27 protein-coding genes and 1 pseudogene are annotated in these 26,878 nt (G+C 60.7%); 11 read left to right on the forward strand and 17 right to left on the reverse strand.

Going from position 1 to position 26,878, the window contains the following annotated elements; translation table 11 throughout:
• Positions 1 to 42 precede the first annotated feature (42 nt).
• Entirely contained in the window at positions 43 to 615 is a 573-nt protein-coding gene (locus M0654_RS06475; protein ID WP_248682338.1) for a MarR family winged helix-turn-helix transcriptional regulator, read from the reverse strand.
• Between the two features lie 178 nt (positions 616 to 793).
• On the opposite strand from M0654_RS06475, the gene M0654_RS06480 reads away from it, so the two are divergent.
• Genes M0654_RS06480 through M0654_RS06495 form a run of 4 tightly spaced genes read left to right on the forward strand, consistent with a single transcriptional unit; the run spans position 794 to position 5,113 of the window.
• Positions 794 to 1,495 carry a creatininase family protein gene (locus M0654_RS06480; RefSeq protein WP_248682339.1) on the forward strand — a complete coding sequence of 234 codons (702 nt, stop codon included), beginning with the start codon at positions 794 to 796 and terminating at the stop codon, positions 1,493 to 1,495.
• 48 nt (positions 1,496 to 1,543) lie between these two features.
• Positions 1,544 to 2,515, forward strand: a complete 972-nt coding sequence (locus tag M0654_RS06485; RefSeq protein WP_248682340.1) for an ABC transporter permease — start codon at positions 1,544 to 1,546, stop codon at positions 2,513 to 2,515.
• A 1-nt stretch (position 2,516) separates the two neighbouring features.
• Positions 2,517 to 3,416, forward strand: coding sequence for an ABC transporter permease (locus M0654_RS06490; protein WP_248682341.1), 900 nt, complete (start codon positions 2,517 to 2,519; stop codon positions 3,414 to 3,416).
• Positions 3,413 to 5,113 (forward strand): dipeptide ABC transporter ATP-binding protein, encoded by a 1,701-nt coding sequence (locus M0654_RS06495; RefSeq protein ID WP_248682342.1) that lies wholly within the window; start codon positions 3,413 to 3,415, stop codon positions 5,111 to 5,113. The genes M0654_RS06490 and M0654_RS06495 overlap by 4 nt, the downstream gene beginning before the upstream one ends.
• Before the next feature lie 92 nt (positions 5,114 to 5,205).
• Here the strand turns inward: M0654_RS06495 and M0654_RS06500 are convergent, their stop codons facing one another.
• On the reverse strand, positions 5,206 to 6,249 hold the full coding sequence (locus M0654_RS06500; RefSeq protein WP_390919712.1) for a class I SAM-dependent methyltransferase: 1,044 nt from the start codon (positions 6,247 to 6,249) through the stop codon (positions 5,206 to 5,208).
• Between the two features lie 258 nt (positions 6,250 to 6,507).
• Between M0654_RS06500 and M0654_RS06505 the strand changes: the two genes are divergently transcribed.
• The gene (locus M0654_RS06505) at positions 6,508 to 8,493 is read left to right on the forward strand and encodes a putative bifunctional diguanylate cyclase/phosphodiesterase (protein WP_390919693.1); all 1,986 of its coding nucleotides are present in this window, start codon (positions 6,508 to 6,510) and stop codon (positions 8,491 to 8,493) included.
• Here M0654_RS06505 and M0654_RS06510 read toward each other — a convergent pair.
• The 7 genes from M0654_RS06510 to M0654_RS06540 are packed head-to-tail and all read right to left on the reverse strand — an operon-like array spanning position 8,490 to position 16,346.
• Entirely contained in the window at positions 8,490 to 10,259 is a 1,770-nt protein-coding gene (locus M0654_RS06510; protein ID WP_248682344.1) for an ABC transporter ATP-binding protein, read from the reverse strand. The two genes, M0654_RS06505 and M0654_RS06510, sit on opposite strands and share 4 nt — an antisense overlap.
• Positions 10,256 to 11,215 (reverse strand): acetamidase/formamidase family protein, encoded by a 960-nt coding sequence (locus M0654_RS06515; protein ID WP_248682345.1) that lies wholly within the window; start codon positions 11,213 to 11,215, stop codon positions 10,256 to 10,258. The genes M0654_RS06510 and M0654_RS06515 overlap by 4 nt, the downstream gene beginning before the upstream one ends.
• Positions 11,216 to 11,223: 8 nt before the next feature.
• Positions 11,224 to 12,840 (reverse strand): ABC transporter substrate-binding protein, encoded by a 1,617-nt coding sequence (locus tag M0654_RS06520; protein ID WP_248682346.1) that lies wholly within the window; start codon positions 12,838 to 12,840, stop codon positions 11,224 to 11,226.
• A gap of 27 nt (positions 12,841 to 12,867) precedes the next feature.
• Positions 12,868 to 13,788, reverse strand: coding sequence for an ABC transporter permease (locus M0654_RS06525; RefSeq protein WP_248682347.1), 921 nt, complete (start codon positions 13,786 to 13,788; stop codon positions 12,868 to 12,870).
• A complete protein-coding gene (locus M0654_RS06530) occupies positions 13,788 to 14,687 on the reverse strand; it encodes an ABC transporter permease (RefSeq protein ID WP_390919714.1) in 900 nt (299 codons plus the stop codon). Before M0654_RS06530 ends, M0654_RS06525 begins: the two co-directional genes overlap by 1 nt.
• On the reverse strand, positions 14,662 to 15,273 hold the full coding sequence (locus M0654_RS06535) for an ANTAR domain-containing response regulator (RefSeq protein ID WP_248682348.1): 612 nt from the start codon (positions 15,271 to 15,273) through the stop codon (positions 14,662 to 14,664). Before M0654_RS06535 ends, M0654_RS06530 begins: the two co-directional genes overlap by 26 nt.
• Positions 15,270 to 16,346 carry a transporter substrate-binding protein gene (locus M0654_RS06540; RefSeq protein ID WP_248682349.1) on the reverse strand — a complete coding sequence of 359 codons (1,077 nt, stop codon included), beginning with the start codon at positions 16,344 to 16,346 and terminating at the stop codon, positions 15,270 to 15,272. Before M0654_RS06540 ends, M0654_RS06535 begins: the two co-directional genes overlap by 4 nt.
• A gap of 304 nt (positions 16,347 to 16,650) precedes the next feature.
• On the opposite strand from M0654_RS06540, the gene M0654_RS06545 reads away from it, so the two are divergent.
• The 4 genes from M0654_RS06545 (at position 16,651) to M0654_RS06560 (ending at position 19,674) form a co-directional block, all read left to right on the forward strand.
• Positions 16,651 to 17,241: a TetR/AcrR family transcriptional regulator gene (locus tag M0654_RS06545; protein WP_248682350.1), complete on the forward strand. Its 591-nt coding sequence runs from the start codon at positions 16,651 to 16,653 to the stop codon at positions 17,239 to 17,241.
• A gap of 71 nt (positions 17,242 to 17,312) precedes the next feature.
• Entirely contained in the window at positions 17,313 to 17,939 is a 627-nt protein-coding gene (locus tag M0654_RS06550; protein ID WP_248682351.1) for a hypothetical protein, read from the forward strand.
• Positions 17,940 to 18,046: 107 nt separating this feature from the next.
• Entirely contained in the window at positions 18,047 to 18,901 is an 855-nt protein-coding gene (locus M0654_RS06555) for a cytochrome b/b6 domain-containing protein (RefSeq protein ID WP_248682380.1), read from the forward strand.
• A complete protein-coding gene (locus M0654_RS06560; protein ID WP_248682352.1) occupies positions 18,898 to 19,674 on the forward strand; it encodes a molybdopterin-binding protein in 777 nt (258 codons plus the stop codon). Before M0654_RS06555 ends, M0654_RS06560 begins: the two co-directional genes overlap by 4 nt.
• A 20-nt stretch (positions 19,675 to 19,694) precedes the next feature.
• On the opposite strand, the gene M0654_RS06565 is transcribed toward M0654_RS06560, so the two are convergent.
• Positions 19,695 to 20,321 carry a DUF1109 domain-containing protein gene (locus M0654_RS06565; RefSeq protein WP_282571558.1) on the reverse strand — a complete coding sequence of 209 codons (627 nt, stop codon included), beginning with the start codon at positions 20,319 to 20,321 and terminating at the stop codon, positions 19,695 to 19,697.
• A gap of 14 nt (positions 20,322 to 20,335) precedes the next feature.
• A complete protein-coding gene (locus M0654_RS06570) occupies positions 20,336 to 20,884 on the reverse strand; it encodes a sigma-70 family RNA polymerase sigma factor (RefSeq protein ID WP_248682354.1) in 549 nt (182 codons plus the stop codon).
• A 179-nt stretch (positions 20,885 to 21,063) separates the two neighbouring features.
• Between M0654_RS06570 and M0654_RS06575 the strand changes: the two genes are divergently transcribed.
• Entirely contained in the window at positions 21,064 to 21,327 is a 264-nt protein-coding gene (locus M0654_RS06575) for a pentapeptide MXKDX repeat protein (RefSeq protein ID WP_248682355.1), read from the forward strand.
• Positions 21,328 to 21,374: 47 nt separating this feature from the next.
• On the opposite strand, the gene M0654_RS06580 is transcribed toward M0654_RS06575, so the two are convergent.
• On the reverse strand, positions 21,375 to 21,587 hold the full coding sequence (locus M0654_RS06580; protein ID WP_248682356.1) for a hypothetical protein: 213 nt from the start codon (positions 21,585 to 21,587) through the stop codon (positions 21,375 to 21,377).
• A gap of 164 nt (positions 21,588 to 21,751) precedes the next feature.
• Here M0654_RS06580 and M0654_RS06585 point away from each other — a divergent pair, with 164 nt between their 5' ends.
• On the forward strand, positions 21,752 to 22,084 hold the full coding sequence (locus tag M0654_RS06585) for a four-helix bundle copper-binding protein (protein WP_248682357.1): 333 nt from the start codon (positions 21,752 to 21,754) through the stop codon (positions 22,082 to 22,084).
• 58 nt (positions 22,085 to 22,142) lie between these two features.
• Here the strand turns inward: M0654_RS06585 and efeO (M0654_RS06590) are convergent, their stop codons facing one another.
• From efeO (M0654_RS06590) to M0654_RS06610, 5 genes and pseudogenes are all read right to left on the reverse strand, one after another.
• Positions 22,143 to 22,961: an iron uptake system protein EfeO gene (gene efeO, locus M0654_RS06590; RefSeq protein WP_248682358.1), complete on the reverse strand. Its 819-nt coding sequence runs from the start codon at positions 22,959 to 22,961 to the stop codon at positions 22,143 to 22,145.
• A 19-nt stretch (positions 22,962 to 22,980) separates the two neighbouring features.
• Entirely contained in the window at positions 22,981 to 24,303 is a 1,323-nt protein-coding gene (gene efeB, locus M0654_RS06595; RefSeq protein WP_248682359.1) for an iron uptake transporter deferrochelatase/peroxidase subunit, read from the reverse strand.
• Positions 24,300 to 25,493 (reverse strand): iron uptake system protein EfeO, encoded by a 1,194-nt coding sequence (gene efeO / locus M0654_RS06600; RefSeq protein WP_248682360.1) that lies wholly within the window; start codon positions 25,491 to 25,493, stop codon positions 24,300 to 24,302. Before efeO (M0654_RS06600) ends, efeB begins: the two co-directional genes overlap by 4 nt.
• Entirely contained in the window at positions 25,490 to 26,350 is an 861-nt protein-coding gene (gene efeU / locus M0654_RS06605) for an iron uptake transporter permease EfeU (protein WP_282571559.1), read from the reverse strand. Before efeU ends, efeO (M0654_RS06600) begins: the two co-directional genes overlap by 4 nt.
• 129 nt (positions 26,351 to 26,479) lie before the next feature.
• Positions 26,480 to 26,629: pseudogene (locus tag M0654_RS06610) on the reverse strand (LysR family transcriptional regulator); the annotation flags it as partial.
• Positions 26,630 to 26,878 lie beyond the last annotated feature (249 nt).

The following is a 26,878-nucleotide window of genomic DNA, read 5'->3' on the forward strand; positions in this document are numbered from 1 at the left end:
GTTCTGTCGCTCGGCCCATAGCCGGGAAGTTGTGCTACGCGATCAAATCGCGTCGTCGGTATCCTCGCCTTCGATCATCGGCGGCCACTCGGCTGACGCCGTGACGAGTTTTGTCAGGATTTCCGAAAGGCTCAGCCGCTCAGCCGGACTGAGGCATTCCAGCATCCGGCGCTCGTGTTCGATCATCTTCCCGCGGGCCGATTCCACTGCCGCCCGCCCTTTCTCCGTCAGGCCGAGCGTAACACGCCGCTGGTCGTCCTGGTCGATCTCGCGATCGATCATCTCCAGCCGGGAGAGCTTGTTCGCGGCGCGGCTCAACGTGTTCTTGGGAAAACCCGAAGACCGAACGACGTCAGTCAGCGTGGAACTGCCGCCAAGGTAAAGCGACCACAGCACCACGAATTCCGGACGCAGCAAACCAAGGTTCTGCTGGATGTAGCCGTAGACCGGATTGTTGAAATGAAGGGCCAGATAGTTGAGCCGGAACGAAAACCAGCAGGGATTATCCCAAAGCTTCGCGTGCATCATGGCATCGATCTTCGGGCCGGGCGACACTGCCGGTTCTTCCCGTCCCGCTCGCCCTTCAAACAGCGCCTGACGCATTGCGTCGTCCATTATGATATCCACCGCGAAAACCTATATTGATCTCGAATGGAACTGTATTCTGCCAAAAAGGCTTGCGTCAATCGCGATTTTCGATCCATAAAGAACTAAATTGGAGTTTTGGCCGCCGGGAGCGGAAGGGACGAAACGCGTCCTAGAGGTGGCGGCACAGCAGTGAGAAGGATAGAGAATGCGCATTCAGGACATGCACTGGGCCCAGGTTGAGGAGCGGGTAAAGGAGGACGACCGTTGCGTCCTGCCGGTCGGTTCGATCGAGCAGCACGCTTACCTGAGTCTCGCTACTGACATGATCCTCGCAGAGCGCGTGGCCGTGGAGGCCGCCGAGCCGTTGGGCGTGCCGGTTTTCCCTTGTTTGCCGTATGGCATGGCTTCGGGATTTGCCGATTTCCCGGGCACGATCACGCTTTCCTTGCGCACCTATATCAGCGTCTTTGAAGACATCCTCGACAGCATCTACCGCTCTGGTTTCCGGCGTATATTGATCGTCAACGGCCACGGCGGAAACACGCCGATCAATCCGTTGATCGGTGAGTGGATGAACCGCAACCGCGACACCTCGGTCAAGCTGCATGACTGGTGGCGCGCGCCGAAGACCATGGCCAAGGTGCTGGAGATTGATCCGGCCGCATCACATGCAAGCTGGATGGAAAACTTCCCGTGGACACGCCTCAAGGCCGCACCCGTTCCGAATTTTCAGAAGGAGCGGATCGATTTTGCCGCCACAAGCCGGGTCGATGCAGGACGCAAGCGCGAACGTATCGGCGAGGGCAACTACCATGGCGTTTTCCAGCGGCCGGACTCCGACATGATGGAGATCTGGCGGGTTGGCGTTGAGGAAACGCGTCACGAAATCCAGCACGGCTGGCACTAAGACTTCAGGGGGCGCTGCCCCCTTTCAAGGATCTATCCGGGGGCAGCCATGGCATCATTCATATTACGCCGTTTCATACAGGCACTCTTCGTGCTGCTGATCATGTCGATGCTCGTCTTCATGGGGGTTTACGTCATCGGCAATCCCGTCGATGTGCTGATATCACCTGACGTGACGCAGGAGATGCGCCAGCTCGTCATCGAGCAGTATGGCTTTGACCTGCCGTTGTGGCAGCAATATCTCCAGTTCCTGCAGCGGCTGCTGACCGGTGACTTCGGGCGTTCCTTCGTCTTCAACATGCCGGTGGAGACACTGATCGCCCAGCGTCTGCCTGCAACGCTGGAACTGACGTTGATCGCGGTATTGTTCGCTTCGGTCGTCGGAATTCCACTTGGCGTTTACGCCGGGTACAGGCCGGATGGCCTGCTCGCTAAGATCATCATGGCGGTGTCGATCCTCGGTTTCTCGGTGCCGACATTCTGGATCGGCCTGATGTTGATCATGGTGTTTGCCGTGCAGTTCGGCGTGCTGCCGGCGGGCGGGCGTGGCGAGACGGCGGAGCTTTTCGGCATACCGTTTTCGTTCCTGACACTCGACGGCTGGTCGCACCTGATCCTGCCGGCGCTCAACCTGTCTCTGTTCAAGCTCGCCATGATGTGCCGGCTGGCCGCCTCCGGCACGCGTGAAGTCATGCTGACCGACACAGTAAAATTCGCCCGTGCCGCGGGCATTTCGGAATGGACGATCCTGCGCCGGCATGTGCTGAAGCTGATCTCTATTCCTCTTGTGACGGTGTTTGGTCTGGAGCTCGGCTCCACGCTCGCCTTTGCGCTTGTTACCGAGACGATCTTCAGTTGGCCGGGCCTTGGCAAGCTCATCGTTGATTCCATCACCTCGCTCGACCGGCCCGTCATGGTCGCCTACCTGATGCTGGTCTCGGCGCTGTTCGTCATCATCAATCTTAGCGTAGATCTCGCCTATGCGGCGCTCGATCCGCGCCTGCGGAATGGGAGGCGCTGACATGGCCACGGAAGCCCACGCGGTAAAATCCGTCTCACCGCTTGCCGAGTTCTGGCATACGTTCCGCCGCAACAAGGTTGCGATCGCCGCCCTTGCGGTGGTGGTGGTCATCATCCTCGCAGCGGTCTTTGCGCCGTTCATCGTGCCGCAAGACCCTTACGACCTGAAGTCGCTGGTGCTGCGCGACGCGCGCCGTCCGCCAGGCTATGTCAGTTCGAAGGGCATCGTTCACCTGCTCGGCACCGATAGCCAGGGGCGTGACCTGCTGTCCGCCATTGTCTATGGCCTGCGCATCTCACTGCAGATGGGTCTGATGGCCGGCGCGATCGCCTTCTCGATCGGTGCAGTGGTGGGGTGTTTTGCTGCTTATGTCGGCGGCCGCATCGAGCAGCTCATCATGCGCATCGTCGACATCCAATTGTCATTTCCGGCGATCCTGCTGGCATTCGTGGTGGCGGCTGTTCTCGGCCAGGGCAAACCGCAGCTCATCCTCGCACTTGTCTTCGCACAGTATGCGTATTTCGTGCGCACGGCCCATGGCGCAGCTGCCGCGGAGCGTCAGAAGGACTATGTGCAGGCCGCACTTTCCGTGCCGATGAGCGGTTGGTTTGTCATCACCCGCCATATCCTCCCCAACTCCTTGCCGCCGCTCATTGTGGTCGCAACAGTGCAGGTCGCATCCGCCATTTCGCTTGAGGCAACGCTTTCCTTCCTCGGTGTCGGGCTTCCGCCGACCGAGCCGTCACTCGGCATGCTGATCGCCAACGGCTTCCAGTACCTTATGTCGGGACGCTACTGGATTGCGATCTACCCCGGCGTGGCACTGATCATCCTCATCATGGCGATCAACCTGGTTGGCGACCAGATCCGAGATCAGCTCAATCCGAGGCTGCGCAAATGACCCATCTTCTGGATGTCCGTAACCTGCGGACCTATTTCGAAACCGACAAGGGTACCGTTAGATCGGTTGATGACATCTTCTTTTCGCTGAAGCGCGGCGAGATCATGGGGTTGGTGGGCGAGTCCGGCTCCGGCAAGTCGATCACCGGCTTCTCGCTGATCGGGCTGCTGGACGAGACCGGCCGCATCCAGCCGGAAAGCTCGATCCGCTTCAACGGACGCGAGCTGGTCGGGCTGAGCCAGAAGGAATTGCGCAAGATTCGCGGCAAGGACATCTCTATGGTGTTCCAGGACCCGATGATGACGCTGAACCCGGTTGTCAGGATCATCGACCAGATCGGCATGGCGATCCGCGCGCATGAAGATGTATCGGACGCGGAGGTACGCCGCCGGGCGGTTGAGGCGCTAGCCAAGGTCAAGATCGTCGATCCGGAAAACAAGGTCGACCAGTACCCACATGAGTTTTCTGGCGGGATGCGACAGCGTGTGGCCATCGCAATTGCGCTCCTTCATCGGCCACAGTTGGTGATCGCTGATGAGCCAACGACCGCGCTCGACGTGTCGGTTCAGGCTGAAATCCTGCGCATGGTGAAGGCGCTCGTCGCGGAAATGGGTACGTCGCTGATCTGGGTGAGCCACGATCTCGCGACCGTATCGTCTATTGCCGACACCATTGCCGTCATGCGGCGCGGCAAGATCGTTGAGGCCGGCCCTGCGCGGGAGGTGCTGCACAATCCGCAGCATCCATACACGCAGGGGCTGCTGGATGCCTTGCCGTCACGTTCGACGCCTGGGCAGCCGCTCGCATCTGCCGCAACGGAAGCCGCCGGGCCGGTTGATCTCGGCAACCTTGCGGGCGCTGCCGTCGGCGCCCCGGCCGATCCCGAGTTCGTGAAGGCCGAGGCGATCGACAAGATCTTCTCCCCACGGGTAGGCGCGCTCCGTCGCCTTGCCATTCGCTGGGGCTTGATGAAGCAGCCGAGCCCGGTGCATGCGGTCATTTCCGCCAATCTGACGATCGCACGCGGCGAGATCTTGGGACTCGTCGGTGAATCGGGATCAGGCAAATCGACCCTCGGTCGCATCCTGTGCGGCATCTATGCACCGACCTCCGGCACCGTTTCCATTGGCGGCAAGCCGGTGCGCTCGGCAACTGGAAAGCTCGGTACCCACGTGCAGATGATCTTCCAGGATCCGTTCGCCTCGCTCGACCCGCGCCGAACCATCTTCCAGTCAGTGGCCGAAGGTCCGATTGCGCATGGCTTCTGCACGCGGTCCAACGCACGGGGATATGTGAACCGGTGGCTGCGCGCCGTTGCCTTCGATCCTGCACTCGCCGATCGCTATCCACACCAGTTCTCGGGCGGCCAACGGCAGCGCATCGCCATTGCCAGAGCGCTCGCAATGCAGCCGGAGGTCATCATCTGCGACGAGCCGGTCGCCTCGCTCGATGTCTCAATCCAGGCGCAGGTCATCAACCTGTTGATGGATCTACGCCGCAACCTCAACATCACGCTGCTGTTCATCAGTCATGACTTGTCAGTCGTGCATCACCTTTGCGACCGCGTGGTGGTGATGCGGCATGGCGAGATCGTGGAGGAGGGGACCGCAAGGCAGGTCTTCAGCGCGCCGCGCCACGCCTATACGCAGATGCTGCTGGATGCGGTTCCGAAGCTGGAAACAGCGCCCTCGGCTTAAGGTCGAAGCCTTCGTCGAAGAGACGCTCCAATAGCGGCGTTCAGAAAAAGGTGCCTGGGATATGGACCCCAGGCGCCTCTCACTTGGCCGATTCAGGCTTTCTTGTGGATCGTGCTGTAGATGATGTTCCGGTTGCTACCCCACCACACGTCGACCTCGACTTTTGACTGGTCGCTGCTGAGCTTGGCGATCTTCCACATCTCCTCTTCGGAGCGCTGAAGCAGTTCCCAGTTCATGTAGGATTCCATGTAGCCGTCATCCGCCATCTCATTGGAGAAGTTGGCGAAAAGGAAGACACCGCCCGGCTTCAGCATGTCCAGGCATACTTCGGTGAGGCGGATTGCCACCCGGTCCGCAAGGTAGTCGTAGAGGCCGGCCGCATAGATCAGGTCGAACGTACCGAGCTGATACTTATTGGCCAGCAGGCCGCGCACCGATCCCTCGGTTGGCTCGATGCAGGTGTTCTGGAACTGGCGGGCGATCGTGGCGATGCTTAGCGGGTCCTGGTCCAGGGCAACCCACCGCTTGATCCCGTCATTCTTCAATGCCTCCGACGCTTCTGCTTCGCGCAGGTGACCGGCAGCGACCGTCAGAATTTCTGTATCCGGCCCCTTCTCGGCTGCTACACGATCGACATACTGGGTGAGGATATCGCGGCGTTCCCGCACGGCCACCGGCCCCGGCGCATTGATCGTGTATTCGAATATTTCCAGCCCCTGCGGCGTGGACCGTGCCACCTCTATGGCCACGTCTTCATGGCCATAGATGAAGTCGATCAGGCTTGCGTCACCGGAATATCCACGTGGCTTGTCAAATGACCAGCGGGTAAAGGGGCACTGCTGCATGATCTCAGCAGAAGGATGGGCCTGGATGAGAGGGATGAGCTTCTGCCACACCGCCGGACCGGCCTTGGCGCGCAACTCGTGCATTTGGGTGATCAGCCATTTGACGGCTTCGGGGAGATTTTTGCCTGCTTCGAAACGTTGCGCTGCAATGTTGGCGATAAGCGCGAACTCGGCTTCTGCAGTTAAAAGTAAGTCGTTGATATCGTTTGTAGGTTGTGCCGCAGTCGTATTGCTGACGGACTGTGGGGTGATCAAGCTTGCGCCATCAAGAGAAAATAAAGGCTGGGCCACGCTAACCTCATAATTAATTTCAGATAAATGCATTGACTAAAATCCTTAGCATTCTCCAAAAGGTCAAGTTGCAGCACGCAATCTTTGGTCGCATTCCCTCGAAAGTTTAGTGAACGTTAAACCCTTGGAAGGATACTTGCCTGAAATCGCGTCTGAAAAACCGACGCCGGTTGCCTTCGAGATCGTCTGAGGCAACTTGGTTTGGTCCGGAGTAAAGGGTGTGCATCAGGCGCAGCCGAACCATTGGGTAAACAGGGCATGATGCACATGTTGGCCGATACCAATGTACCCACTGTCGGGTCGGCATATTCGGCGGAGCAGATGCGCAACCTGTACCGCCAGGAAAGTGAGGACGGGCGCAAGCAGGTGACACGGCGCGGGCTGTGGATCGCTGTTTTCGCCTATGTCGCCTATTCGGTCACCGATCTTCTCTTCGTCCCTGACGTCGCGGCCCACACGATTGTCGGCCGCGTGATCGTTGGCATCACGTCGCTTTGCTTGCTTGAGTTACTCCTGCGCCTCAAGGCCTCCGCCGATTTGATGGATGTGAACGCCGCCCTGGCTGTGCTGGCAGGTTACGTCGTCTGGCTGCTGACCGCGGAAAAGACGATCTACGCAGAGGCCTTCACCTATTACATGGCCTTTGGCGCCATCTTCATGATGAGCGTTAACCTGTTCTTCAGCTTCCGCTTTCGGCTAGCGGTTGCCTCATCGGCAACAAACCTGCTGATCTTCATCAGTGCGCTCTATTTCTTCGAGCCGATGCTGCTTCTCCACAAGCTGATCCTCGGCGCCTTCTGCATCTCGTGCTTCATCTTTACGGCCTATGTAAACCTTGAGCTCAATCGGGAGCGCTACAAGGTCTTCCTCAACGCCTTTGAAGCGCGTTTGCAGCAGGAGGCTGCGGAAGAACGGGGCAGGGCGCTGCTCCATCTTTCGCATACGGATTCGCTGACGGGGCTGGAAAACCGGCGTGCTGTAGACCAACGCCTGCGGAGCCACTGGCAGGATTGGCAAACGTATCAACGCGGCTTTGCCGTGCTGCTTGTTGATGTCGACTTCTTCAAGCGCTACAACGACTTCTACGGTCACCAGGAGGGTGACCGTTGTCTCATCGCCGTAGCGCAGGGGCTCGATCAGGCGACTGCGGCCCGGGGGGCTGCAATCGGCCGTTATGGTGGTGAAGAATTCATCGTCATCGCTCCGATCGATAACCCGGAGCAGGCCATCCGGCTGGCCGACGGCCTCTGTGCCTCAGTGCAGGCAATGGCCCTGCCGCATGAGTACCGGCGCGACGGTACCTCCGTCGTGACCGTCAGCGTCGGCGTTTCCTACACCCGCAGCCAGACGAAGCAACTCGAGAAGATCGTGCATGAGGCCGATCGCGCGCTCTATGCGGCCAAGGCCAACGGTCGCAACTGCGTCATGGTTTTCGACCCGGAAGATCCGCAGACCGGCGACGAGAGCGAAAATATTGCGGCGATCCTCCGGATTGCGCTGGAGCAGCGCCTGATGTCGCTCGTCTATCAGCCGATCTGCAACGTGCAGACAGGTGCGCTGGATGGTGCCGAAGCCCTGATGCGGATGAAGATGCCGGACGGCACGCCCGTAACGCCCAACACCTTCATTCCTGTCGCTGAACGCACAGGCGCGATCGTCGAGCTTGGCCGCTGGGCCATCCGCACGGTTTGCGAAGAGTTGCTTGCCACCAACCGGGTACAGGTCGCAAGCGTCAATGTTTCACCGACCGAGCTCAAGATGCCGGGTTTCGCAGCCTATGTTGCGGCAACGCTCGCAGAGCATGGGTTGATCGGAACGCGACTCGCCTTCGAGATAACCGAGGGGGTCGAACTGGAAGTGGACACGGAGGTCGTCCGCTGCATCAGCGAACTGAAGCGGCTCGGCGTACAGATCTGGCTTGACGACTTCGGCACCGGCTTTGCCGGTCTGTCCTGGCTGCGGATGATCGAGTTCGACACCGTCAAGATCGACCGCTCGTTCCTCCACGACTGTGCGGAAGAGCGAGGGCGGGTGATGTTGCGCGACATCATCAGCCTGTTGCGCCATCGCGGCCTCAGGATCCTCGTTGAAGGCGTCGAGACCGAGGAGCATGAGGATCTGATGCGGGCATACCGGATCGACCAGATTCAAGGTTACCACGTCGGGCGTCCCGCGCCGGCCGCACGTTTCGCCATGGTTGACCGATTCCGCTCTGCAGCGGCCGTCGGCTTGTCGTCTGCTTAGCGGCCGACCAGGTGGCCGCCACCGATATCGACAAGCTCCACACGCTGCGGTTCTTGCCCGACCTTCCAGACGGGGCTCGGAATATCTCCTGACAGCCGTGCCGTTGCCTGCCGCTCACGGCGCGGATCAGGCACCGGCACCGCCTCAAGCAGGCGCTTGGTATAAGGGTGCTGCGGATTGCCGAAGAGCTGCGCGCGCGTGCCCATCTCGACGATCTGGCCGAGATACATGACCGCTACGCGGTCAGAAATGTTTTCTACCACGGCCATGTCATGGCTGATGAAGAGATAGGTGACACCACTCTCCTTCTGCAGGTCACGGAGAAGGTCGAGCACCTTCGCCTGGATCGAGACGTCAAGTGCCGCGACGCTTTCGTCGCAGATGATCAGCTTCGGCTTCAGCGCAAGGGCGCGCGCAATGCAGATGCGCTGGCGCTGGCCGCCCGAGAACTGGTGCGGGTAACGGTTGTAGACGCTGGGCGACAGCTCGACGCGCTCAAGCAATTCGCGAACGCGTGCCTTCTGCTCGGCCGCTGTGCCCATGCCGTGGATGACCAGCGGCTCGCGGATGAGTTCGCCCACGGTCATGCGCGCATCAAGCGCGGCCATCGGATCCTGGAAGACGATCTGGAGGTCGCGGCGGATTGCCTTGCGCCCCTTCGCATCAAGATCCCCTAGCGCTTGGCCGTTTATCTCGATGCGGCCGGTATGCGGTACGAGGCCGACGAGCGCTTTCGCCATGGTGGACTTTCCGCAACCGGACTCGCCGACCAGCGACAAGGTCTCTCCGCGGAAAATATCCAGCGACACATGCTCGACCGCATGGACGCGTGCCGCGACCCGCCCAAGCAGGCCCTGCCGGATCGGGAAGTTGACGGACACGTCCTCATACCGGACCAAGACCTCGCGCTTGGCGAGGTCCGGGCGTGAGGCGCCGGTTCCAATGCGCGGCACCGCGGCAAGCAGGTCGCGGGTATACTGCTCCCGTGGAGCATCGAAGAGATCAATTGTCGGCGCGGCCTCCACCATCCTGCCCTTGCGCATGACGATGACGCGGTCGGCCATTTCGGCCACGACGCCCATGTCATGGGTGATCAGAATTACGGCCGTCCCGAGGTCCTTCTGCAGGTCACGCAGGAGATCAAGAACCTCGCGCTGCACGGTCACATCGAGCGCGGTGGTCGGTTCGTCGGCGATGAGCACGGCCGGACGCAATGCGATCGCCATGGCGATCATCACGCGCTGACGCATCCCGCCCGACAGCTCGTGCGGATATTGCTCTAGGCGCTTTTCCGGCTGCGATAGCCTTACTGCCTTAAGAGCTTCCAGCGCGCGTGCCCTTGCCTGCGCGACTGACAAGGTTTCATGTGCTCGTATGGCTTCTACGAGCTGGCGGCCAATGCTCATCACCGGGTTGAGCGCCGTCATCGGTTCTTGGAAAATCATCGCGATGCGCGCGCCGCGCATCTCCTGCATCTTCTTCTCAGGCAGGCTCGTGAGTTCGGTTTCGCCGAAGCGGATCGACCCGCCGGTCACGCGAACCGCGGGTGCCGGCAAGAGCCCCATGCAGGCAAGCGACGTGATCGACTTGCCCGAGCCGCTTTCTCCCGCAATCGCAAGGGTCTCGCCTCGATGCAGATCGAAGCTGAGGCCCTCGACGAGCGGAATCAGTCCGTGTTCCGACCGGGCAGAGACCTGCAGGTCTCGTACCGACAGGACGACGTCCGTCGCTGTGTCGACGACGGGAGAAAGCATGGCTGCGGTCATTCGAAGACGGCCCTCGGGAAGTAGAAGCTGACCACGACGTTCGGCATGTCGACGATCTCGGAGATGCGGAGATCGCCACAGGTCGAAACGAGCATGTATGCGTCGACCGGATCCATCTTTTGCGTTGTCGCGAGAAGATCGACCATGTTGGCAACAGCGTCCTTGGCCGCAGTCCAGAGGTCTGGGCCAATACCGGTCGTCACTTCGTAGCCTTTGGCGTCGAGGTGGCGCGTCACCGGTCCGGGCGTCGTGAAGCGCGGCGTCTTCAGCGGCTGGTCCTTGATGAGGTCGAGCGTCAGTACGACGTCGAACGGGCTCTCGATTGCGGTGCCGCAGACCTCGCCGTCGCCCTGTGCGGCGTGGGTATCACCGACGGAGAACAGCGCGCCGTCAACTTCCACCGGCAGATAGAGCGTCGTGCCAGCAGCCAGGTCGCGGATGTCGAGATTGCCGCCAACGCGACGCGGCGGAACCACCGAGTGATGGCCCTTTTCGGCGAGCGCATTGCCGATAGTGCCGGCAAACGGCTTCAGCGGCACGCGGCCGTTCTTGCCAAAAAGCGCTGGCTCCATGCTCGACGCGTCGAACTTCCAGACGTTGAGAGCCGGTTCGGTGAACTGGTCGGCAAGAAGCCCGAAGCCGGGGATATTGGCAGTCCAGCCGAAACCTGCACCGTCGCGGAGCTGCGGCGTGAAGCTTTCGATCGTTACCTTCAAAACGTCGCCTGGTTTGGCGCCGTCAACGTAGATCGGGCCCGATACCGGGTTGATCTTGTTGAAATCCAGCGCCTGGACATCCTCGACAGTGGACTGAGGGCCGAGCTGGCCCCCAGAACTGTCAAGGCACTGGAACAGGATCGTTTCACCCGGTGCAGCCGTCAGGGCAGGGGCAAAGGAGTTGTCCCAACCGAAATGGTGCTGGTGCGCATGGATCGTGTGGTTGCAGTGCTTGCACATGACCAGACTTACTCCTTGATATAGACGTAGTCGTAGTTGACCGGGATCGAGACGGGGTCGACGTAAAGCGCGTCATCACCGCCCATGCGCGCAGACTTCATGGTGAAGCGCTGCTCGTTGAACACCGGTGCCCACGGTGCGTCTTCCATCACCTTCATGTAGATTTCGGACCACTTGGCCAGGCGCTCGTCGACCTTGTTCGGGTCAACGATCGAGTCAGCTTCGGCTGCCAGCTTGTCAAGTTCTGCGTTGCAGTACTTAGACCAGTTCCAGCCGCCTTCGACCGCACCGCTGCAGCCCAGGATCGGGCCGTAAAAGTTTGCCGGATCCGGGAAGTCGGCGATCCATGCCATGCCGCCCGACCAGATCATCGGCGCAGTGCCAGCACCGCCAGCTTCGATCACGTTGGCCTGTGCGAGCGACTTGATCTGGGCATTGATGCCGATCGCCTTGAGATCCTGCTGGATCGCTTGGGCGATGCGCGGGTTCGGGTCCGTGTTCATGACGAAGAGTTCGGTGTCAAAGCCGTTTTCGTAACCTGCGTCAGCAAGCAGCTTCTTGGCCGCTGCCTGGTCGAACTTGTAGCCTTCGTAGTCTTTGGTGTAGCCCGGCATGGACGGGGGCAAGGGCTGGTTCGCCGGAACAGCGCGACCGTTGATGACCTGGACGATACGGTCCTTGTTGATCGCCATGTTGACGGCGCGGCGCACTTCAACCTTGTCGAACGGTGCCTGCGTCACGTTCATGGTGATGTAGCCGGTGTGGAGCTGACCACCTTCGACAACGAGGTCAGCCTGCGCCTTGTCCTTCATTACTTCCACGAACTTTGCCGGCGGAATGCCGTCGCCCGGAACATCGACCTCACCTTTCTGGGCCCGCAGCAGAGCAACAACGGGCTCTTGGCCGACTTCAACCGTGAAGCTGTCGAGGTAGGGAACGCCGGAGATCCAGTAGTCGGCGTTCTTTTCAAACACGAGGCGCTGGCCGAGCGTCCATTCTGTCAGCTTGAATGCACCCGTTCCAACCGGCTTCTTGCCGAAGTCGGCGCCAGCTTCCTCGACAGCTTCCTTCGGCACGATGAACGAGAAGTTCAGCGCCATGATGTGCAGGAAAGTGGCGTCCGGGCGCGACAGCTTGAAGACAACCGTGTTCTTGTCGGGGGCAGAAACGCCGGAGACGGTGTCAGCCTTGCCGGCGGCGGCATCATCAAAGCCTTCGATCATGCCGAAGAAGCCCTGGCCAGGAGACTGGGTGGCCGGCTTGATAACGCGGTTGATCGAGTAGACCACGTCGTCAGCAACCAGTTCACGGCCATTGTGGAACTTGACGCCCGGGCGAAGCTTGAAGGTGTAGGTAAGGCCGTCCTCGGAGATCTCGTAGCTTTCCGCCAGACCCGGACGCAGCTTCGTGGTGCCCGGCTCGTAGTCCATCAGCCCGTCGAAAACCGACTTGATCATCGACCAGTTCTGCCAGTCGTAGCCGATGGCCGGGTCAAGGGTTGCAACATCGTCCTTGTAGGTCACGACCATGTTGCCCCCATGCTTGGGCTCCTGGGCCTGGACCGGCGCAAGCGCTGGCAGCGCCATGAGCGTTGCAAGCGCGGTAGAAAGGATCAGCTTCTTCATAGGCTTCACTCCTGAGGGTTGACGGTTTCAGCGCAGCTTGATGCGCGGATCGATGAGCGGCGAAATCAGGTCGGCGATGAGGTTGCCGAGAACGATGCCGCAAGCTGAGGCGAGCGTGACGCCCATGATGATCGGGATGTCGACGCGCTGGATGGCCTGCCATGCGAGCTGCCCGATGCCGGGCCAGCCGAAGACGCTTTCGACAACGACGATGCCCGACATGAACAGTCCGATGTCGATGCCGATCATGGCGATGATGGGCAGGATGGCGTTGGGCAGCGCGTGGCCGAGGATGACCTTGCTGCGGCCGAGCCCCTTGGCGCGGGCGGTGCGAATGAAATCAGCGCGCAGCACGTCAACCATCGAGGAACGCATGATGCGTGAGTACCAGCCGGAGCCGAGGATGCCGAGCGTGACTGCCGGCAGGACGATATGGGCGAAGGTGCCGTAACCGCCGATGGGGAACCAGCCGAGCTTGACTGCAAAAACGAAGAGCAACAGTAGCGCGACAACGAATTGCGGGGCGGACACAGTCAGGAAGCTCGTCAGCATCAGACCGTTGTCGATCACCTTGCCGCGGTTGAGCGCGGCGACAATGCCGAGTGGCAGGCCGATCAGGAGTTCGCAGGCAATGGCGGCAACAAGGAGGAGCAGCGTTGCCGGCAGGCGCGACACGATGAGCTGCGCCACCTCCGTCTTCTGCAGGTAGGAGCGGCCGAAGTCACCCTGGATGAGGTTCAGAAGGTAGTTGCCGTACTGGACCAGGAAAGGCTGGTCGAGGCCAAGCTGCTGGCGGATGCTTTCAACCGTCGCGGCGGTTGCCGAACGGCCCGCAATCTGCCGCACCGGGTCAGCCGGCAGGACATAAAGAAGTACGAAGGTAATGAAGGACACGCCAAGCAGTATCAGCGCGGACTGGATGAGGCGTCGAACGATATAGGCGGCCATCAGTCATGCCCCTGCTGTGTTGGATCGAGGATGTCGCGGAGAGCATCGCCCACGAGGTTGAAGGCCAGTGCAAGAAGCAGGATGGCTGCACCCGGGATGAAGACGAGCCATGGCGCCGACTGGAAGTAGGTCTGGTTTTCGAAGATGATGTTGCCCCAAGACGGGATTGGCGGCTGCACGCCAATGCCCAGGAACGAAAGCGTTGCTTCCAGAAGGACGGTTGTCGAGATGCCGAGCGTGCCCCAGACGATGAGCGTCGGGATGAGATGCGGCAGGATGTGCTTGAACACGATGCGGCCATGGCCGGCGCCCAGCGTCTTTTCGGCTGCAATGTAGTCCCGTTCGGCGAGCGACGAGGTCTGGGTAAAGATCACCCGCGCCGTCTGAACCCAGTTCACGAAGGCGATGACCATCGCGACGATCCACAATGACGGCGAGAAGATCGCGGCGAGGCAGATCGCCAGCAGCAGTGCGGGGAAAGCCATCATCAGGTCGGTGAAGCGCATCAGCACTGCGCCAACGATCCCGCGGAAGTAGCCTGCCGTCACACCGACAAGCGTCCCGATGATCAATGCAGTTCCGTTGGCCACGAGGCCGATGATCAGAGAGGTCTGCGCGCCGTAAAGGATTCGCGAGAACAGATCGCGCCCAAGAAGGTCAGTTCCGAACCAGAAGTTCTCGTTCGGTGGAAGCGGTGCACCTTCTAAGGTCAGCCCGTCGAAGAACTGCTCGTAGGGGTCAAACGGTGCCAACCATCGTGCAAAGACCGCGCCGCCGACGCAGATGAGGATGATCAGCTGTCCCAGGATCGCCAACTTGCGCCGGGCGAGCCGGCGCAGCACGGAAGGTCCGTTTTCAGGCACCGCCATGGGTTCAGGCGAGATCGATGCGTCGGCCATCGTCATTGCCCCTCTCGTTCGAATGGTTTGCCACCAGCCGCTCGGCGGCGGTCTCGATTGTCACGCGCCATGCCATCGCGGTCTGGCGCAAAAGGTCGTAGGCCTCGGCCTCGGTCTTGCCCTGCATCACGAAGATCATCACCGCCCGAACCACGGTCTGACGCGCCGAAAGGCGGTTCTGCAGGTCGGTGATGAGGGCATCCGACGACGTGGCCCGGTCGAAATTGCTGCGCGCAACAAGGAGGGCTGCGTAGACACCCTTGTCGCTCATTGGCTTCAGAAGTTGCGCATGGGCGCCCATCTCCATCGCCCAGCGAAGGCGACCGGGTGCTTCCGAGCCGATCAGCGCGATCATCGGCATGGGCGACTGGCCAGCCGCCCACGGGAACTGCTCATCATGGCCCATGTCGGCGTCATAGAAGATGAAGTCCGCGCCGATCGCTTCGGCCGGTAATTCGGGCCAGGCTTCGCGAACAACAAGCCCGATGACGCCAAGCTGGCGGATCAGGCCCTGCACCGATGGGTGCGGCCGGTGCAGGATCCAGGCCGTAGCGCCTCCGAGATTTTCGGTGCGGATGCCTGTCATGACACCACCTTCAACAAGGGGCCGTCATGGGAGGCTCCGAACTGTCGCGTCAGATAAGGATCTGCCGCAAGCGGAGGCAGCCGCTTGATCTCCTGGAAGCGACCGTTCAGCAGCCGCGCTATGATGGCGGGCTGGCGGGCGTGGAGATTGGTAGGGTCGAGCCGCGGCGTGTGGCCGGACCCGGCTGCAGACTGCACGAGTTCGGAGAGCGGAAGGACGTCGGCACCAGGGCGGCCGTGCAGCAGCTTCGCCAGCTCATGTACCGACTGGCGCGCGATCTCATGGAATGATCCGCCGGAGCCACCCTCCGGTTCGAACCAGGGGCCGGCTGAAACCAGACCCTCGGCCGCACTGCCGGCCGACTCGACTTCGCATTCGGTGAAGTTGCAGGAGAGTACCGTGAGACCGCTCTGGAAACCCGCCTCCTGCTTCAACTCTGCCAGGCGAGCCAGGAAGGCATAGGAGCTGTCCCCCACAAGAGAGTTGAGGATGAAGTCCGGCTTCAGCGCCCGGATCTCCTGGATGATGTGGTCGAGGTCGGTATCACCGACGGCGATATATCGGTCACCCAGAACGTCACCCGCGGCTGCGGCAACGCGCTCGCGGGCGATCCGGGCCATTTCCCAACCCCAGATATAGTTGGAGCCGACGAAATAGGCGCGTTTGCCGAGCGAGGGCAGGGCCCAGTCCAGAAGCGGGATCAAGTGCTGGTTCGGGCATGCGTGCATGTAGGCGACGTGTTCCGACGCCTCGAAACCTTCATAGGGTACCGGGTACCACAGGACGCCGCCGAAACGCTCAAGCTCCGGAATGACTTCCTTGCGGCTCGCCGAGGTGATGCAGCCGAAGATGTGCCGGGCCTGGGAGTCGCGCAAGATTTCGCGACACAGCGGAGCGTAGCGGTCGAGACGACCTTCGGGGTCGCGCTCCACGACCCGAAAAGCCACGTCGAGCGTATGATCGGCATTTACCTCGGCAACACCTTGGAGGACGCCGAGGCGGCTCGCGTAAGCCAGCGCCGCATACATGCCGCTGCGCGAAAGGAGAACGCCAATGTCCAAGGTCCGCTTCATCAAAGGTCCAATACAAAAAGCCCCGACCGATGCGCGCTATCAGACGCGATCGAAACGGGGCTCGAGTGCCGGCTATTTCGTCCAGCTTAGCGATGGTCAGCGTTGAAGGGAAGCAAAATTACGTAGTGAACCCATGAAAATGCACAGTTACGTCTCACCGGGTGGGCGGCGCGAAAGAAATGTGCATGTGCCGTTTTTCTAATCGTCCATTTGCTTTGGTAACAGGCGCTCCCGAGGGATCACGAACACGCTAGGCGGTGCCCCGCGTGTTGAAAGCCGGCCTACTAGAAGATAGATAAGGATCATGAGCAATTTGACCAACACTCCCGATGCTATCCTCGCCTGCGCGAGAAACCTGATCATGAACGGCGGCTACAACGGCTTCAGCTATGCTGACATTGCCGATGTCGTCGGAATTCGCAAAGCCAGCATCCACCACCATTTCCCAAGCAAAGTCGATTTGGGGCGCGTGCTGGTGTCGCGATACATCGAGGACGCGCGAGCCGGCCTTTCACAGCTTGAACAATCCGTGCAGGATCCGCGCGCTATCCTGGAAGCCTACACCAACCATTGGGCGCAGTGCATTGCCGATTCAAGCCGTCCGTTTTGTGTCTGCGCCATGCTTGCAAGCGAATTGCCGATCCTGCCGCCTGAAGTCGCGGCCGAAGTCAGGGCCTTCTTCCGCCTCATCTCCCGCTGGCTGACTTCGGTCATGGAGCGTGGCGGCAAGGAAGGTGTTCTCGTCCTCTCCTCGGCTCCAGAAGTTGAAGCCGAAGCATTCATGGCCTCCGTTCACGGTGCCATGCTGTCAGCCCGCGCCTATGGGGATGGCAAGACCTTCGCCACCATCCTCGCGCCAACTCTTCGCCGCCTCTCTCCCGTAGCGGCCCACTAGGGCAGCGGGCGGGTGACGCCCACCGCCACTCTTATTACTCGTCAACCTATCAACTAGTAGGAAGATTTACCATGAAGCGCATTTTATCAGCCGTTGTTTTTGCCCTTTCCAGCGCGGTGTCCGCTACGACTTTCACTGCACCCTCCTATGCCGCGGAACAGCAAGCCCCCACAAACGTCCGCGGCAGCGTCATCAGTTACGCGGGTTCAACGCTCAAAGTGAAAACTCGCGAAGGCAAAACCGTCGATGTCGCTCTTGCTGACGACTGGAAGCTTGCCGGTGTTGCGAGCGCAAAGGTTGCCGACATCAAGCCGGGCGATTTCGTCGGCATTGCCTCCTTGCCGAAGGCTGGCGGAGGTGACGGCGCGCTTGAAGTTCTCATCTTCCCGCCGGCCATGAAAGGTACGGGCGAGGGCAGCTACGGCTGGGACCTGAAGCCCAAGAGCAGCATGACCAACGCCACCGTGGCGGATGCAGTGAAGGGCGTCGACGGCCGGACCGTCACAGTCACCTACCACGGCAAGGAGAAGAAGATCGCAATCCCGGATGGCACACCGGTCGTGACCATTGCCGCCGCATCGAAGGATGATGACCTGGTCCCCGGCGCGGTCGTCTTCATCAGTGCCGAGAACGCTGCTTCCGGCCCCGTCGCCCATCAGGTGGTCGTCGGCAAGAATGGCGTGGTTCCTCCCATGTGAGCCACGTCGTCGCTGGCCGGGTCAACCGCCCCCTGGTCCGGCCAGCAACTTGCAGAACAAGCTGCATGATCTGCAGCCGCTTGATGCCACAGATGAAAGGCGCGGCGATGAACGAGAATGCTTCCAACGACAACATTCGTTACCCCCGAACGGTGTTCATCCGCCGTCATTCGATTATCACCCGGTTCACCCATTGGCTGAACGTGCTTTGCCTGAGCTTCCTCCTCTTGAGCGGGCTACAGATCTTCAATGCCCATCCGGAGCTCTACTGGGGCCAGTATGGCGCCGACGGCGACCCCGCATTCCTGACGATCGGTGCCGATGACGGGGGCGACAAGCCACAAGGATTCGTGCGCATCGCCGGGCTGAAGTTCCCGACGACAGGCGTTCTTGGTGTTTCCAATGTTGATGGCGAACCCACCAAGCGCGCATTTCCGGAATGGATAACGATCCCGTCGTTCCAGGATCTTGCAGTCGGCAGGCGCTGGCATTTCTTCTTTGCCTGGTTGTTCGTGATCAACGGTCTGCTGTACCTCGGCTTCAGCTTGCTCAGTGGGCATCTGCGGCGTGACCTGGCGCCGAAAGCGGAAGAGCTTTCACCGCGCCATCTCGGGCAGGAAGTCCTCGACCACGCGCGTCTGCGCTTTCCCAAAGGAGAGAAGGCCAGGCACTACAACTCGCTGCAGAAGTTGACCTACCTCGCCGTGATCGTTGTCCTGTTGCCGCTCATGGTGCTGACGGGGCTGACGATGTCGCCGGGCGTTGATGCGGCCGTTCCCGTGCTCGTTGAGATCTTTGGTGGCCGCCAAACCGCGCGCACCATCCATTTCATCACGGCGTCCGCCCTTGTGCTCTTCGTCGTCGTCCATGTCGCGATGGTCATCCTGTCCGGCACCTGGAACAACATCCGTTCGATGATCACAGGACGTTACGCCATCCGTGAAGAAGGACCGAATGCATGAGCACGTTTCTCACCCGCCGCAGGTTCCTGATCGGCAGCACCCTCGGCGCCAGCGCGCTGACGCTGAGCGGCTGCGATATCCTGGGACAGAATACCGATGTCGAAGAAGTTTTGCATTCGGCTGAACAATTGACCATGAAGGCGCAAAGGGCTCTTCAGGGGCGCGGTGCGCTGGCCCGCGAGTTTGACGAGAAAGACATTTCTCCCTCGTTCCGCGTCAACGGCACCAGTGCTCCTGACAGCGATGAATATGCGCAATTGCTGGAGAACAAGTTCGAGACATGGCGGTTGAAGGTCGACGGGCTGGTCGAACGGCCCCGGGACTTCTCGCTCGCTGACCTGAAGAACCTGCCAGCCAGAACGCAAATTACCCGGCACGACTGCGTCGAGGGCTGGAGCGCCATTGGCAAGTGGACCGGTGTTCCGCTGGCGAACCTGTTGCAAGTGGTGGGGCTGAAGCCCACGGCGCGTTATGTCGTGTTGCACTGTGCCGATGAACTTGAACAGACGCTTGATGGTAGCGGCCGCTACTACGAGAGCATCGATCTCATCGACGCGATGCACCCTCAGACTATCCTCGCCTACGGAATGAACGGCAAGGACTTGAGCGTTGGCCATGGCGCGCCGTTGCGGCTGAGGGTTGAACGACAGCTCGGTTACAAGCAGGCAAAATACATCATGCGCATCGAACTCGTCGATAGCTTCGCGGGCTTGTGGGGTGGAAACGGCGGGTTCTGGGAAGACCGCGGATACGAGTGGTATGCCGGAATTTGATGCCGATGCCGCCGATGTGCTTACCAGCGGAGCAGGCGAGGGCCGGCAAGGGCACCGAGGGCTCCGACCAGAAGGATGCCGACGGAATACCAGATCAGCACGAAGGGCATGCCGTTTTCCGTGCAGAACCAGGAGTAAACCCAAGCCCCGGCGGCGCCGGCTGCAATGCCAGCGATGAAGCCGGTCAGGCGCAGGTTCGCGGGGGCGCCTTTTCGAAGCACCCAGGAGATGCCTGCGAAGACCGGTAGCGCGAATGCGAAAATCAGGAACGGGCAATGAAGCGCCGACGAACCGAGGATCAACTGCTCATAGGCTTCTGGCGGTGAGGTGGCGAGTTGAATCGTGGCGGCAATCGCCATGGCAAGGACAATGGCAGCGCCCGTCTTGAAGAACCCACCTTCCCCTCCATCCGGCCGTGCCAGATGGTAGGTCGTCCAAAGGGCGACGAGAGCGATGAGGGCGTTGTAGGCCGACTTGATCCAGAAAACCGGCAGCATCAGTGCTTCCGGCGTATCTGACCTTACGCCGAGGATCGCCAGCATCAGCAGGAGCGACACGGCAAGTGCCGGCAAGATGCCCAGCAGGAAACGGTAGCGCAGCGCGTGGCGCGGCACCGGCCTCAGGTCCCGCACCAGATCATCGATCATCCTGTCAGTGTCTCTCACGATCCGCCTCGCATCCTTTCGCCAAGTGCTTTCAGTGTCCGATGAATGCTCACCTTCACCGCCGATTCCGACTGGCCCACCCGGTCGGCCGTGTCGGCGATCGACTGCCCCTCCAGCTTGACCTGCCGGATCAGTTCCTGCTGCCTGGGCGTCAGCCCATCTAGCAGTCGTTCAACATCGAGACGCGCGGTCAACGCCTCTTCGCTGAAGCCGCTTTCCAGTTCCTCTCCAAGCTCGGTCTCGGCCAGTCGCCGTCCACCGCGACCTCGGTGGTGGTCGATTAGCTTGTAACGGGCGATCGAGAAGAACCAGGCCGTGAAGGGGCGGTCGCGGTCATAGGTTGCCCGGCGCGAATGCAGTGACAGCAGGGTCTCCTGGACGAGGTCTTCCATGTCCGCCTTCGTCGCCGCGTCCATGCGCCGAGTATAATATCCGACCAGCAGAACGCGCAGAGTCGTCAGCAAACGCCGATAGGCTGCCTCGTCCCCATCAAGGGAAAGAAGCATCAGGGCTTTCAGTACGTCTTCCGAATGGGCGATCGTCATGCTGATGCAGGTTCATTCGAAGCAGCCCGAAAACAGTTACAGCCAACTTCAGATTTTTCCGGCCGCCGAAATCTATCACATGCACGTGAGGGCGTAACGCCTGTCGCGGACGCTCGAATGAATGGATGTGTGCCAACGGCAAGGTGCCGGCGGACACGTGTCATCTCGAGGAGAACACCATGACCAGGATCTTTTCCGCCATTGTAGCTTCCACTTTCATCGTCAGCCTTTCGCTTTCGGGCGTCGCGTCCGCGCAGGATGCCATGCAAGCCGATCCGATGAAGAAGGACAGCATGCAGACCGACACGATGTCGAAGGATGGCATGAAGAGCGATGCGATGACGACCGGCAGCACCAAGGCAGATTGCATGCATCAGGCCGACATGGAAACCGATGCGATGAAGAAGTCGGATATGATGAAGGCGTGCGACGCGATGAAGTAACCTGAGAGGCGGCTGCCCAACATCTTGACACGGTGGCCGCTACCTCCTTAGCCGAAGGTGACTTCGCTCACTGTCCGCTCGATTTCCTCAACCCTGTGGCGAGGTGTGCGGTTTGCGGCCGCAAGCAGCAGGTCGAGTTCGGCGCGGTCGTTGCCAAACCTGCGGATATATCGTCGTGCTTGCTGAATGCTGATCTTGTACCTGCGGGCGAGATCTTCGGCCCCGTATTCTTCCATGGATCCGTCGGATGCGTCTGGCATTTGAAAACCTCCTTTGGAGGTAAATGGCCGTGGGCGCGAGACGTTCCAACACATGATCAGCTTCCGCTTGGAACAATCAATGGCTGGGCCGGTTGACGAGGGAGAGCTGGCGCCAAGAGCGCGTGCTTGATCTCAAGGAAATCCAGATCCAGGAGCGGCCGAGAATGAACCACCTGTCACCCGAAATGCGGACATGCATCGAGAACTGCCTCACCTGCTACAGCGAGTGCCTTTCGATGGCCATGGGACATTGCCTGGAGATGGGCGGCAAGCACACGGAGCCAAAACACTTCAAACTGATGATGGCCTGTGCCGAGATCTGCAGGACGTCAGCACACTTCATGCTCATAGGCTCCGAGCACCATCGCCACACCTGCCGCGAATGCGCCGAAATTTGCCGGCAATGCGCTGCCGATTGTGAACGGGTCGGAGACATGCAGAGCTGCGTCGATGCCTGCCGCAAGTGCGCGGAAAGCTGCGAGAAGATGGCAGCCTGACCAGCCGCGCGGGAGACTGCGCGGTCCACACTGGAACCGCGCAGCTATCTATAGGACCTCAATCGAGCCCGAGCTTGCCGCGCAGGGTGGAGAGGTCTTCCGCCAGCGTATTGACCGCGGCCGACAGGACATTGCGGTCATCGTCCGTCAGCTTGTCGTAGGACTGGTAGCCGTCGCCTTCCTTGTACTTGGCCAGCGTCGTTTCGATGGTGGCGAAGTTGCCGGCGACCTTCTGCACGAATGCAGGGTCCTGCTTCTCGACCAACGGGCGCACAAGCTGGAAGATCTTGTCAGCGCCATCGAAGTTGCCCTTGAAGTCCCAGAGGTCGGTGTGGCTGTAACGGTCTTCTTCGCCGGAGATCTTGGTGGCCGCCACTTCTTCCATGAGGACAGCCGCACCGCCGACAACCTTTTCCGGCGGCAGGGCGAGATCGGTGATCCGCTCCCGCAGCGCCTTCACGTCAGCCAGCAACTGGTCGGCAACCGGATCCAGGTCCTTGGTAGAGCCCTTTTCCCAAAGGCCATACTCGATACGGTGGAAGCCGGGGAAGGCCGGATCCTGTTCCTGCTTCTCATAGTCGTCTGCGCGCGAATCGATCGACGCATCGAGATCGCTGAACAGTTCAGCGATTGGCTCGATTGCTTCGTAGCTGAGGCGGGTCGGCGCGAAAAGCGACTTCGCCTTGTCGACGTCGCCAGCCTTGACTGCGGCAGTGAAGGCTTCCGTATCCTCGACCAGTTTGTCGAGCTTTTCCGACACGTAGATCTTGTAGTCGGCGATCGGTTCGACCAGGTCCAGAACGGTGCCGGGGGCCGCAAGGCTGCTGCCGGCCATGAGCAGGAAAGACGCTGCTGCAAAAAGAGTGTGCCTCGTCATGTGACGTATCCTTTGGATTTTAGGTGGGACAGGCAGTGGTTCGGCAGGCGGCCCGGATCAGGGTTTCGCCGAGATAGTTGTCAGGCATCGGTGCGCCGGGCAGCACGTAGAAGTAGCCGCCGCCGACGGGCTTGAGGTATTCCTCGAGCGGTTCGCCATCGAGCCGACGCTGTACGGCGATGAAACCTTCCTCAAGGTCCGCCTGAAAGCTGATGAACAGCAGGCCCTGGTCCAACTGGCCGGATTTCGTCACGCCGTTGGAGTAGTTGAACGGCCGCCTCAGCATCAGGTTCTTGCGCGATTCCGGCGTGCGGGGATTTGCCAACCGGATATGCGCATCAAGTGGCGTGATCTTGCCGTCGGGGTCCTTATCGTAGGCCGGAACGTCAGCTTCCGTTCCGCCATCGAGCGGCGCACCGGATGCCTTGTTGCGGCCAATGATCCGCTCCTGTTCGCGAAGCGGCGTCCGGTCCCAGCGCTCCACGAAGTTGCGGATGATGCGCACCGCCTGATAGGTGCCGTTGCGAGCCCATTCGGGCTCGTCGCGCTCGGCGCCCACCCACACCGTTTCCGCCATCAGATCGACGTCGTTGGAATCAGGATTTGCCGAACCATCCCGGAAGCCGAGGAAGTTGCGGGCGCTTTCGGTGCTGCCGTCCGGTTTCGGTGGGACAACAGGAACATTTCCTTCCTGCTTCCAGCGCAAGACGAGATGAGCCGACATCGTCTTCAGGATGTCGCGCAAGGCATGGATGTTGGTGTCCGGGGTGTTTGCGCAGAATTGCAAAAGCATGTCGCCATGGCAGATGTCGGCCGACAAGGCATCATTGCGGAACTTCGTCATCCGCTGAAGGCGCTTGGGCTTATGCGGTGTCAGCCATTCCCGATCATCGAATAGGGAGGAGCCGAGCGAAACGGTGATCGTGAGGTTGGCGGGCGCGATCAGGGGCCCGAGGATCCCGGAATCCGGCGGCGGCAGCCGCGGATCGAGCTCCGGCACGGCGCCGCCCTGCGTGAGGAAGAGGATACGCTCTGTCAGCAACCGGAACATGGCCTCAAGATCCTTCGGCGTCTTCGCGAGCACCGAGAAGGCGGCGACCATGCCACTGGCGGGACGCGGCGTGACCACGCCTTGCTGAACCTTGCCATAGAAGGGCCAGGCATCCTGTCGCGCCTCGTGTCCGGTGGGTGCATCCGCCACGTGAGGAGGATGGGCAGGACCTTGTCCTTCGGCAGCCGGCGACACCCTGGCGACGACACTTCCGCCCAAACCTGCGCCGAGCCCCAGGATGAGCCTGCGCCGACCGAGACTGGTCCCGTTATTCCGTGCCATCTTGGTCATGCGGCAACCCGCCGGAGCGCGTCTCCAGCGGCCTCGAAGGCATTGGCCAGATCATGGAACGCGGATTTGATCCTGGCTCGCTCGTCAGCCTTGATCGACGCGTAGTCGGGATAGGCGTCGCCTGCCTTGAAGCTGTCGAGCAAGGCCGAAACCGCCTCGATGCGCGCCTGCAACTGCTGGGCGGCAGGCAGCGCGTCCCCTGTCATGGCGGGAGCCAGAAGCGCCGCCATCTTCTGCATGCCGATGAGGTTGGCGGCGAAGTCCACGAGATCGCTATGGGCATAGAGGTCTTCGCCGGTATCGACACGCCCATCGGCAATGCGGCGGGCGAGAAGGGAAGCACTGCTCGCCAGATAATCCGGCGAGAGTTTGGCTTCACGCAACCGCTGCTTCAGTGCGGCAGCATCCTCTGACAGATGCCTCGCAACATCCTGAAGACCCTCAAGGCTGTTCTGCTCATAAAGCCCGTACTCGATCCGGTGGAAGCCCGTGAAGGCCGGATCCTGCTCGTGCTTCTCGAGGTAGAGTGCAGCGACATCCAGCCGCGATTGCAGGTCCGCAAAGCGGCCACCGATCGCTTCGATCTGCTTGTAGGGCAGGCGGGTCGCCTGAAAGGCGTCGCGCGCTTTGTTCAGGTTCCCCGACGCCACCGCCTCTGCAAGTGCCGCAGCTTTACGCTCAAAGGCAGAAGCCTGCAGGGTTACATAGACCTTGTATTCCGACAGAGGCCCGATGAACGCCTTGAGCAACGGAACGGCGTCGCCCGAAGCATCGGAAGCCGCGGTCGGCGTCACGACCATGTTGCCCGGCGGGTTCGACAGGAGTCCGCAGGTCATCCGGTACTCGCCGGGCGCGAGAGTCGCCGTCAGTGTCTGACGGAAGCCAGGTGCAATATTCTCACGCTCCTCGACCACCATCACCCCCTGGAGGATCTCCCATTCGATCGGGCGCGAGGACGCGTTGAAGATCTCGAAGGTCTGGCGACCAGCCGGCACGCTCAGATGGTTTGGATTGCAGGCCCTATCTCCAACCTCGACCTTGACGACGTCTGCGGTCGGTTGAGCGCCATGTTGCACGGTGGCGGCGTAGAACAGTCCACCACTCAGGATGGTGAGGAAAACGGCGCCGCCGAGGGCAAGGCGCATCAGCTTCTGCCGCGGTGCGGCGGAAGAGGAGGGGGCAGGGGTCATGACCGTGCTCCTTCAGGGTGCGCAGCCCCAGCCGGCACATGTTTCTGCGGCGCGAGGAACAGCGCAAGCGTGATCAGCAGGAAGGCGAGATAAACAATAACCTCTCCGACGGCCGGAGATTCCTGGTAGTTCAGGAGGCCCGACAACACGGTTCCGATCATCCCGTGCTGCGAAACGATGCCGCTCATGTCGTAGGCGCGCTCCTGCAGCATGTTCCAGAGCCCCGCCTCGTGCAGGCTGCGAACAACGGCGGACAACAGACCCGCAGCAACAAAGAGAATGAAGATGCCCGTCCAGCGGAAGAAGCGTTTAAGGTTGAGCCGAATGCCGAAGGCATAGATGATGTATCCGATCGCGATCGAGACCAGCAATCCCGCCAGCGCGGAGAGGGGAGCCGCAGGACCAGCGCTCTGCTGGAAGATGGCAAGCAGGAAGAATACGGACTCCAAGCCTTCGCGGGCGACGGCGAAGAACACCATGAGGATCAGCCCGGTCCCGCTGCTGCCCGACGACAGTGCGGCCTCGACTGAGTCCTGCAGCTCATTCTTGATCGACCGCGCGGCTTTCTTCATCCAGAAGACCATGGACACGAGCACGACAACGGCAATCAGCCCAACAGCCGCCTCGAAACCTTCCTGGAGTTTTTGCGGGAACTGCGCATTGGCGAACTGCAGAGCGGCGCCGACGAGCAGCGACAAGGACACCGCCAGGAGGATGCCGATCCAGACGGCGGGCATCCAGGCCGAGCGGCCGGTGCGGCGCAGGTATCCGGCGACGATGCCGACGATCAAGGCGGCCTCGATCCCCTCGCGGAGCATGATGAGGAATGGAGCGAACGTGGGAGTGACCTTTCCCAGCAATTGATCTTGATTGGCGGTGTCAGGTTTTAATGCTTAAATAGACCCAAATTCAAGAGGATTGTTTACGCCGATTGTCAGCTTTTGCGTCGGCAGGGCGAGGGCTGAAAAAAAGCTGTTGCAGCCTCTCTAGGACGCTTGGTCGCGGAACCTGCGGACATGGTCGATCAGCGCCCACAGCTTCGGCGTTACCGTGTGGCGGCTCGGGAAATAAAGGAAGAAGCCGGCAAACGGCGGCAGCCAGTCATCGAGCCCGGCGACGAGTTCACCGCGCGAGATACGGACGGGCACGTACGCGAAGATGGCACGATGCTGCACGACATCTACCTTCTGCGGGTTGAGCCGGCGCGTAGTCTTCGGGGTGCGTGGGACTTATACGAACTCGTTGCAACGGTGCCGGGTGAGCAAGCTTTTTCGGGAGGTCGATCTGTCCAGCATCAGGTCTTACGGATGTTCCATAATGCCGATTATCCGATTAAGAGGTGTAGCCGCAAAGTTGGAATGTCCTGTTTCTGCAAAGTTGGAATG

It is taken from the genome of Neorhizobium turbinariae, assembly GCF_023223505.1.
Taxonomy (GTDB): domain Bacteria; phylum Pseudomonadota; class Alphaproteobacteria; order Rhizobiales; family Rhizobiaceae; genus Neorhizobium; species Neorhizobium turbinariae.

Excerpts from the sequence above, each read along its gene's own strand:
- M0654_RS06525 (WP_248682347.1), bottom strand. The coding sequence starts at position 13,788 with ATGGCCGCCTATATCGTTCGACGCCTCATCCAGTCCGCGCTGATACTG.
- M0654_RS06485 (WP_248682340.1), top strand. The coding sequence starts at position 1,544 with ATGGCATCATTCATATTACGCCGTTTCATACAGGCACTCTTCGTGCTG.
- M0654_RS06540 (WP_248682349.1), bottom strand. The coding sequence starts at position 16,346 with ATGAAGCGGACCTTGGACATTGGCGTTCTCCTTTCGCGCAGCGGCATG.
- M0654_RS06565 (WP_282571558.1), bottom strand. The coding sequence starts at position 20,321 with ATGATCGATGATCTGGTGCGGGACCTGAGGCCGGTGCCGCGCCACGCG.
- efeB (WP_248682359.1), bottom strand. The coding sequence starts at position 24,303 with ATGACCAAGATGGCACGGAATAACGGGACCAGTCTCGGTCGGCGCAGG.
- efeO (WP_248682360.1), bottom strand. The coding sequence starts at position 25,493 with ATGACCCCTGCCCCCTCCTCTTCCGCCGCACCGCGGCAGAAGCTGATG.
- M0654_RS06495 (WP_248682342.1), top strand. The coding sequence starts at position 3,413 with ATGACCCATCTTCTGGATGTCCGTAACCTGCGGACCTATTTCGAAACC.
- M0654_RS06580 (WP_248682356.1), bottom strand. The coding sequence starts at position 21,587 with ATGCCAGACGCATCCGACGGATCCATGGAAGAATACGGGGCCGAAGAT.
- M0654_RS06535 (WP_248682348.1), bottom strand. The coding sequence starts at position 15,273 with ATGACAGGCATCCGCACCGAAAATCTCGGAGGCGCTACGGCCTGGATC.
- M0654_RS06585 (WP_248682357.1), top strand. The coding sequence starts at position 21,752 with ATGAACCACCTGTCACCCGAAATGCGGACATGCATCGAGAACTGCCTC.
- M0654_RS06560 (WP_248682352.1), top strand. The coding sequence starts at position 18,898 with ATGAGCACGTTTCTCACCCGCCGCAGGTTCCTGATCGGCAGCACCCTC.
- M0654_RS06490 (WP_248682341.1), top strand. The coding sequence starts at position 2,517 with ATGGCCACGGAAGCCCACGCGGTAAAATCCGTCTCACCGCTTGCCGAG.
- M0654_RS06480 (WP_248682339.1), top strand. The coding sequence starts at position 794 with ATGCGCATTCAGGACATGCACTGGGCCCAGGTTGAGGAGCGGGTAAAG.
- M0654_RS06545 (WP_248682350.1), top strand. The coding sequence starts at position 16,651 with ATGAGCAATTTGACCAACACTCCCGATGCTATCCTCGCCTGCGCGAGA.
- M0654_RS06555 (WP_248682380.1), top strand. The coding sequence starts at position 18,047 with ATGAACGAGAATGCTTCCAACGACAACATTCGTTACCCCCGAACGGTG.
- M0654_RS06570 (WP_248682354.1), bottom strand. The coding sequence starts at position 20,884 with ATGACGATCGCCCATTCGGAAGACGTACTGAAAGCCCTGATGCTTCTT.
- M0654_RS06575 (WP_248682355.1), top strand. The coding sequence starts at position 21,064 with ATGACCAGGATCTTTTCCGCCATTGTAGCTTCCACTTTCATCGTCAGC.
- M0654_RS06510 (WP_248682344.1), bottom strand. The coding sequence starts at position 10,259 with ATGACCGCAGCCATGCTTTCTCCCGTCGTCGACACAGCGACGGACGTC.
- M0654_RS06530 (WP_390919714.1), bottom strand. The coding sequence starts at position 14,687 with ATGGCCGACGCATCGATCTCGCCTGAACCCATGGCGGTGCCTGAAAAC.
- M0654_RS06520 (WP_248682346.1), bottom strand. The coding sequence starts at position 12,840 with ATGAAGAAGCTGATCCTTTCTACCGCGCTTGCAACGCTCATGGCGCTG.
- efeO (WP_248682358.1), bottom strand. The coding sequence starts at position 22,961 with ATGACGAGGCACACTCTTTTTGCAGCAGCGTCTTTCCTGCTCATGGCC.
- M0654_RS06475 (WP_248682338.1), bottom strand. The coding sequence starts at position 615 with ATGGACGACGCAATGCGTCAGGCGCTGTTTGAAGGGCGAGCGGGACGG.
- M0654_RS06515 (WP_248682345.1), bottom strand. The coding sequence starts at position 11,215 with ATGTGCAAGCACTGCAACCACACGATCCATGCGCACCAGCACCATTTC.
- M0654_RS06505 (WP_390919693.1), top strand. The coding sequence starts at position 6,508 with ATGATGCACATGTTGGCCGATACCAATGTACCCACTGTCGGGTCGGCA.
- M0654_RS06550 (WP_248682351.1), top strand. The coding sequence starts at position 17,313 with ATGAAGCGCATTTTATCAGCCGTTGTTTTTGCCCTTTCCAGCGCGGTG.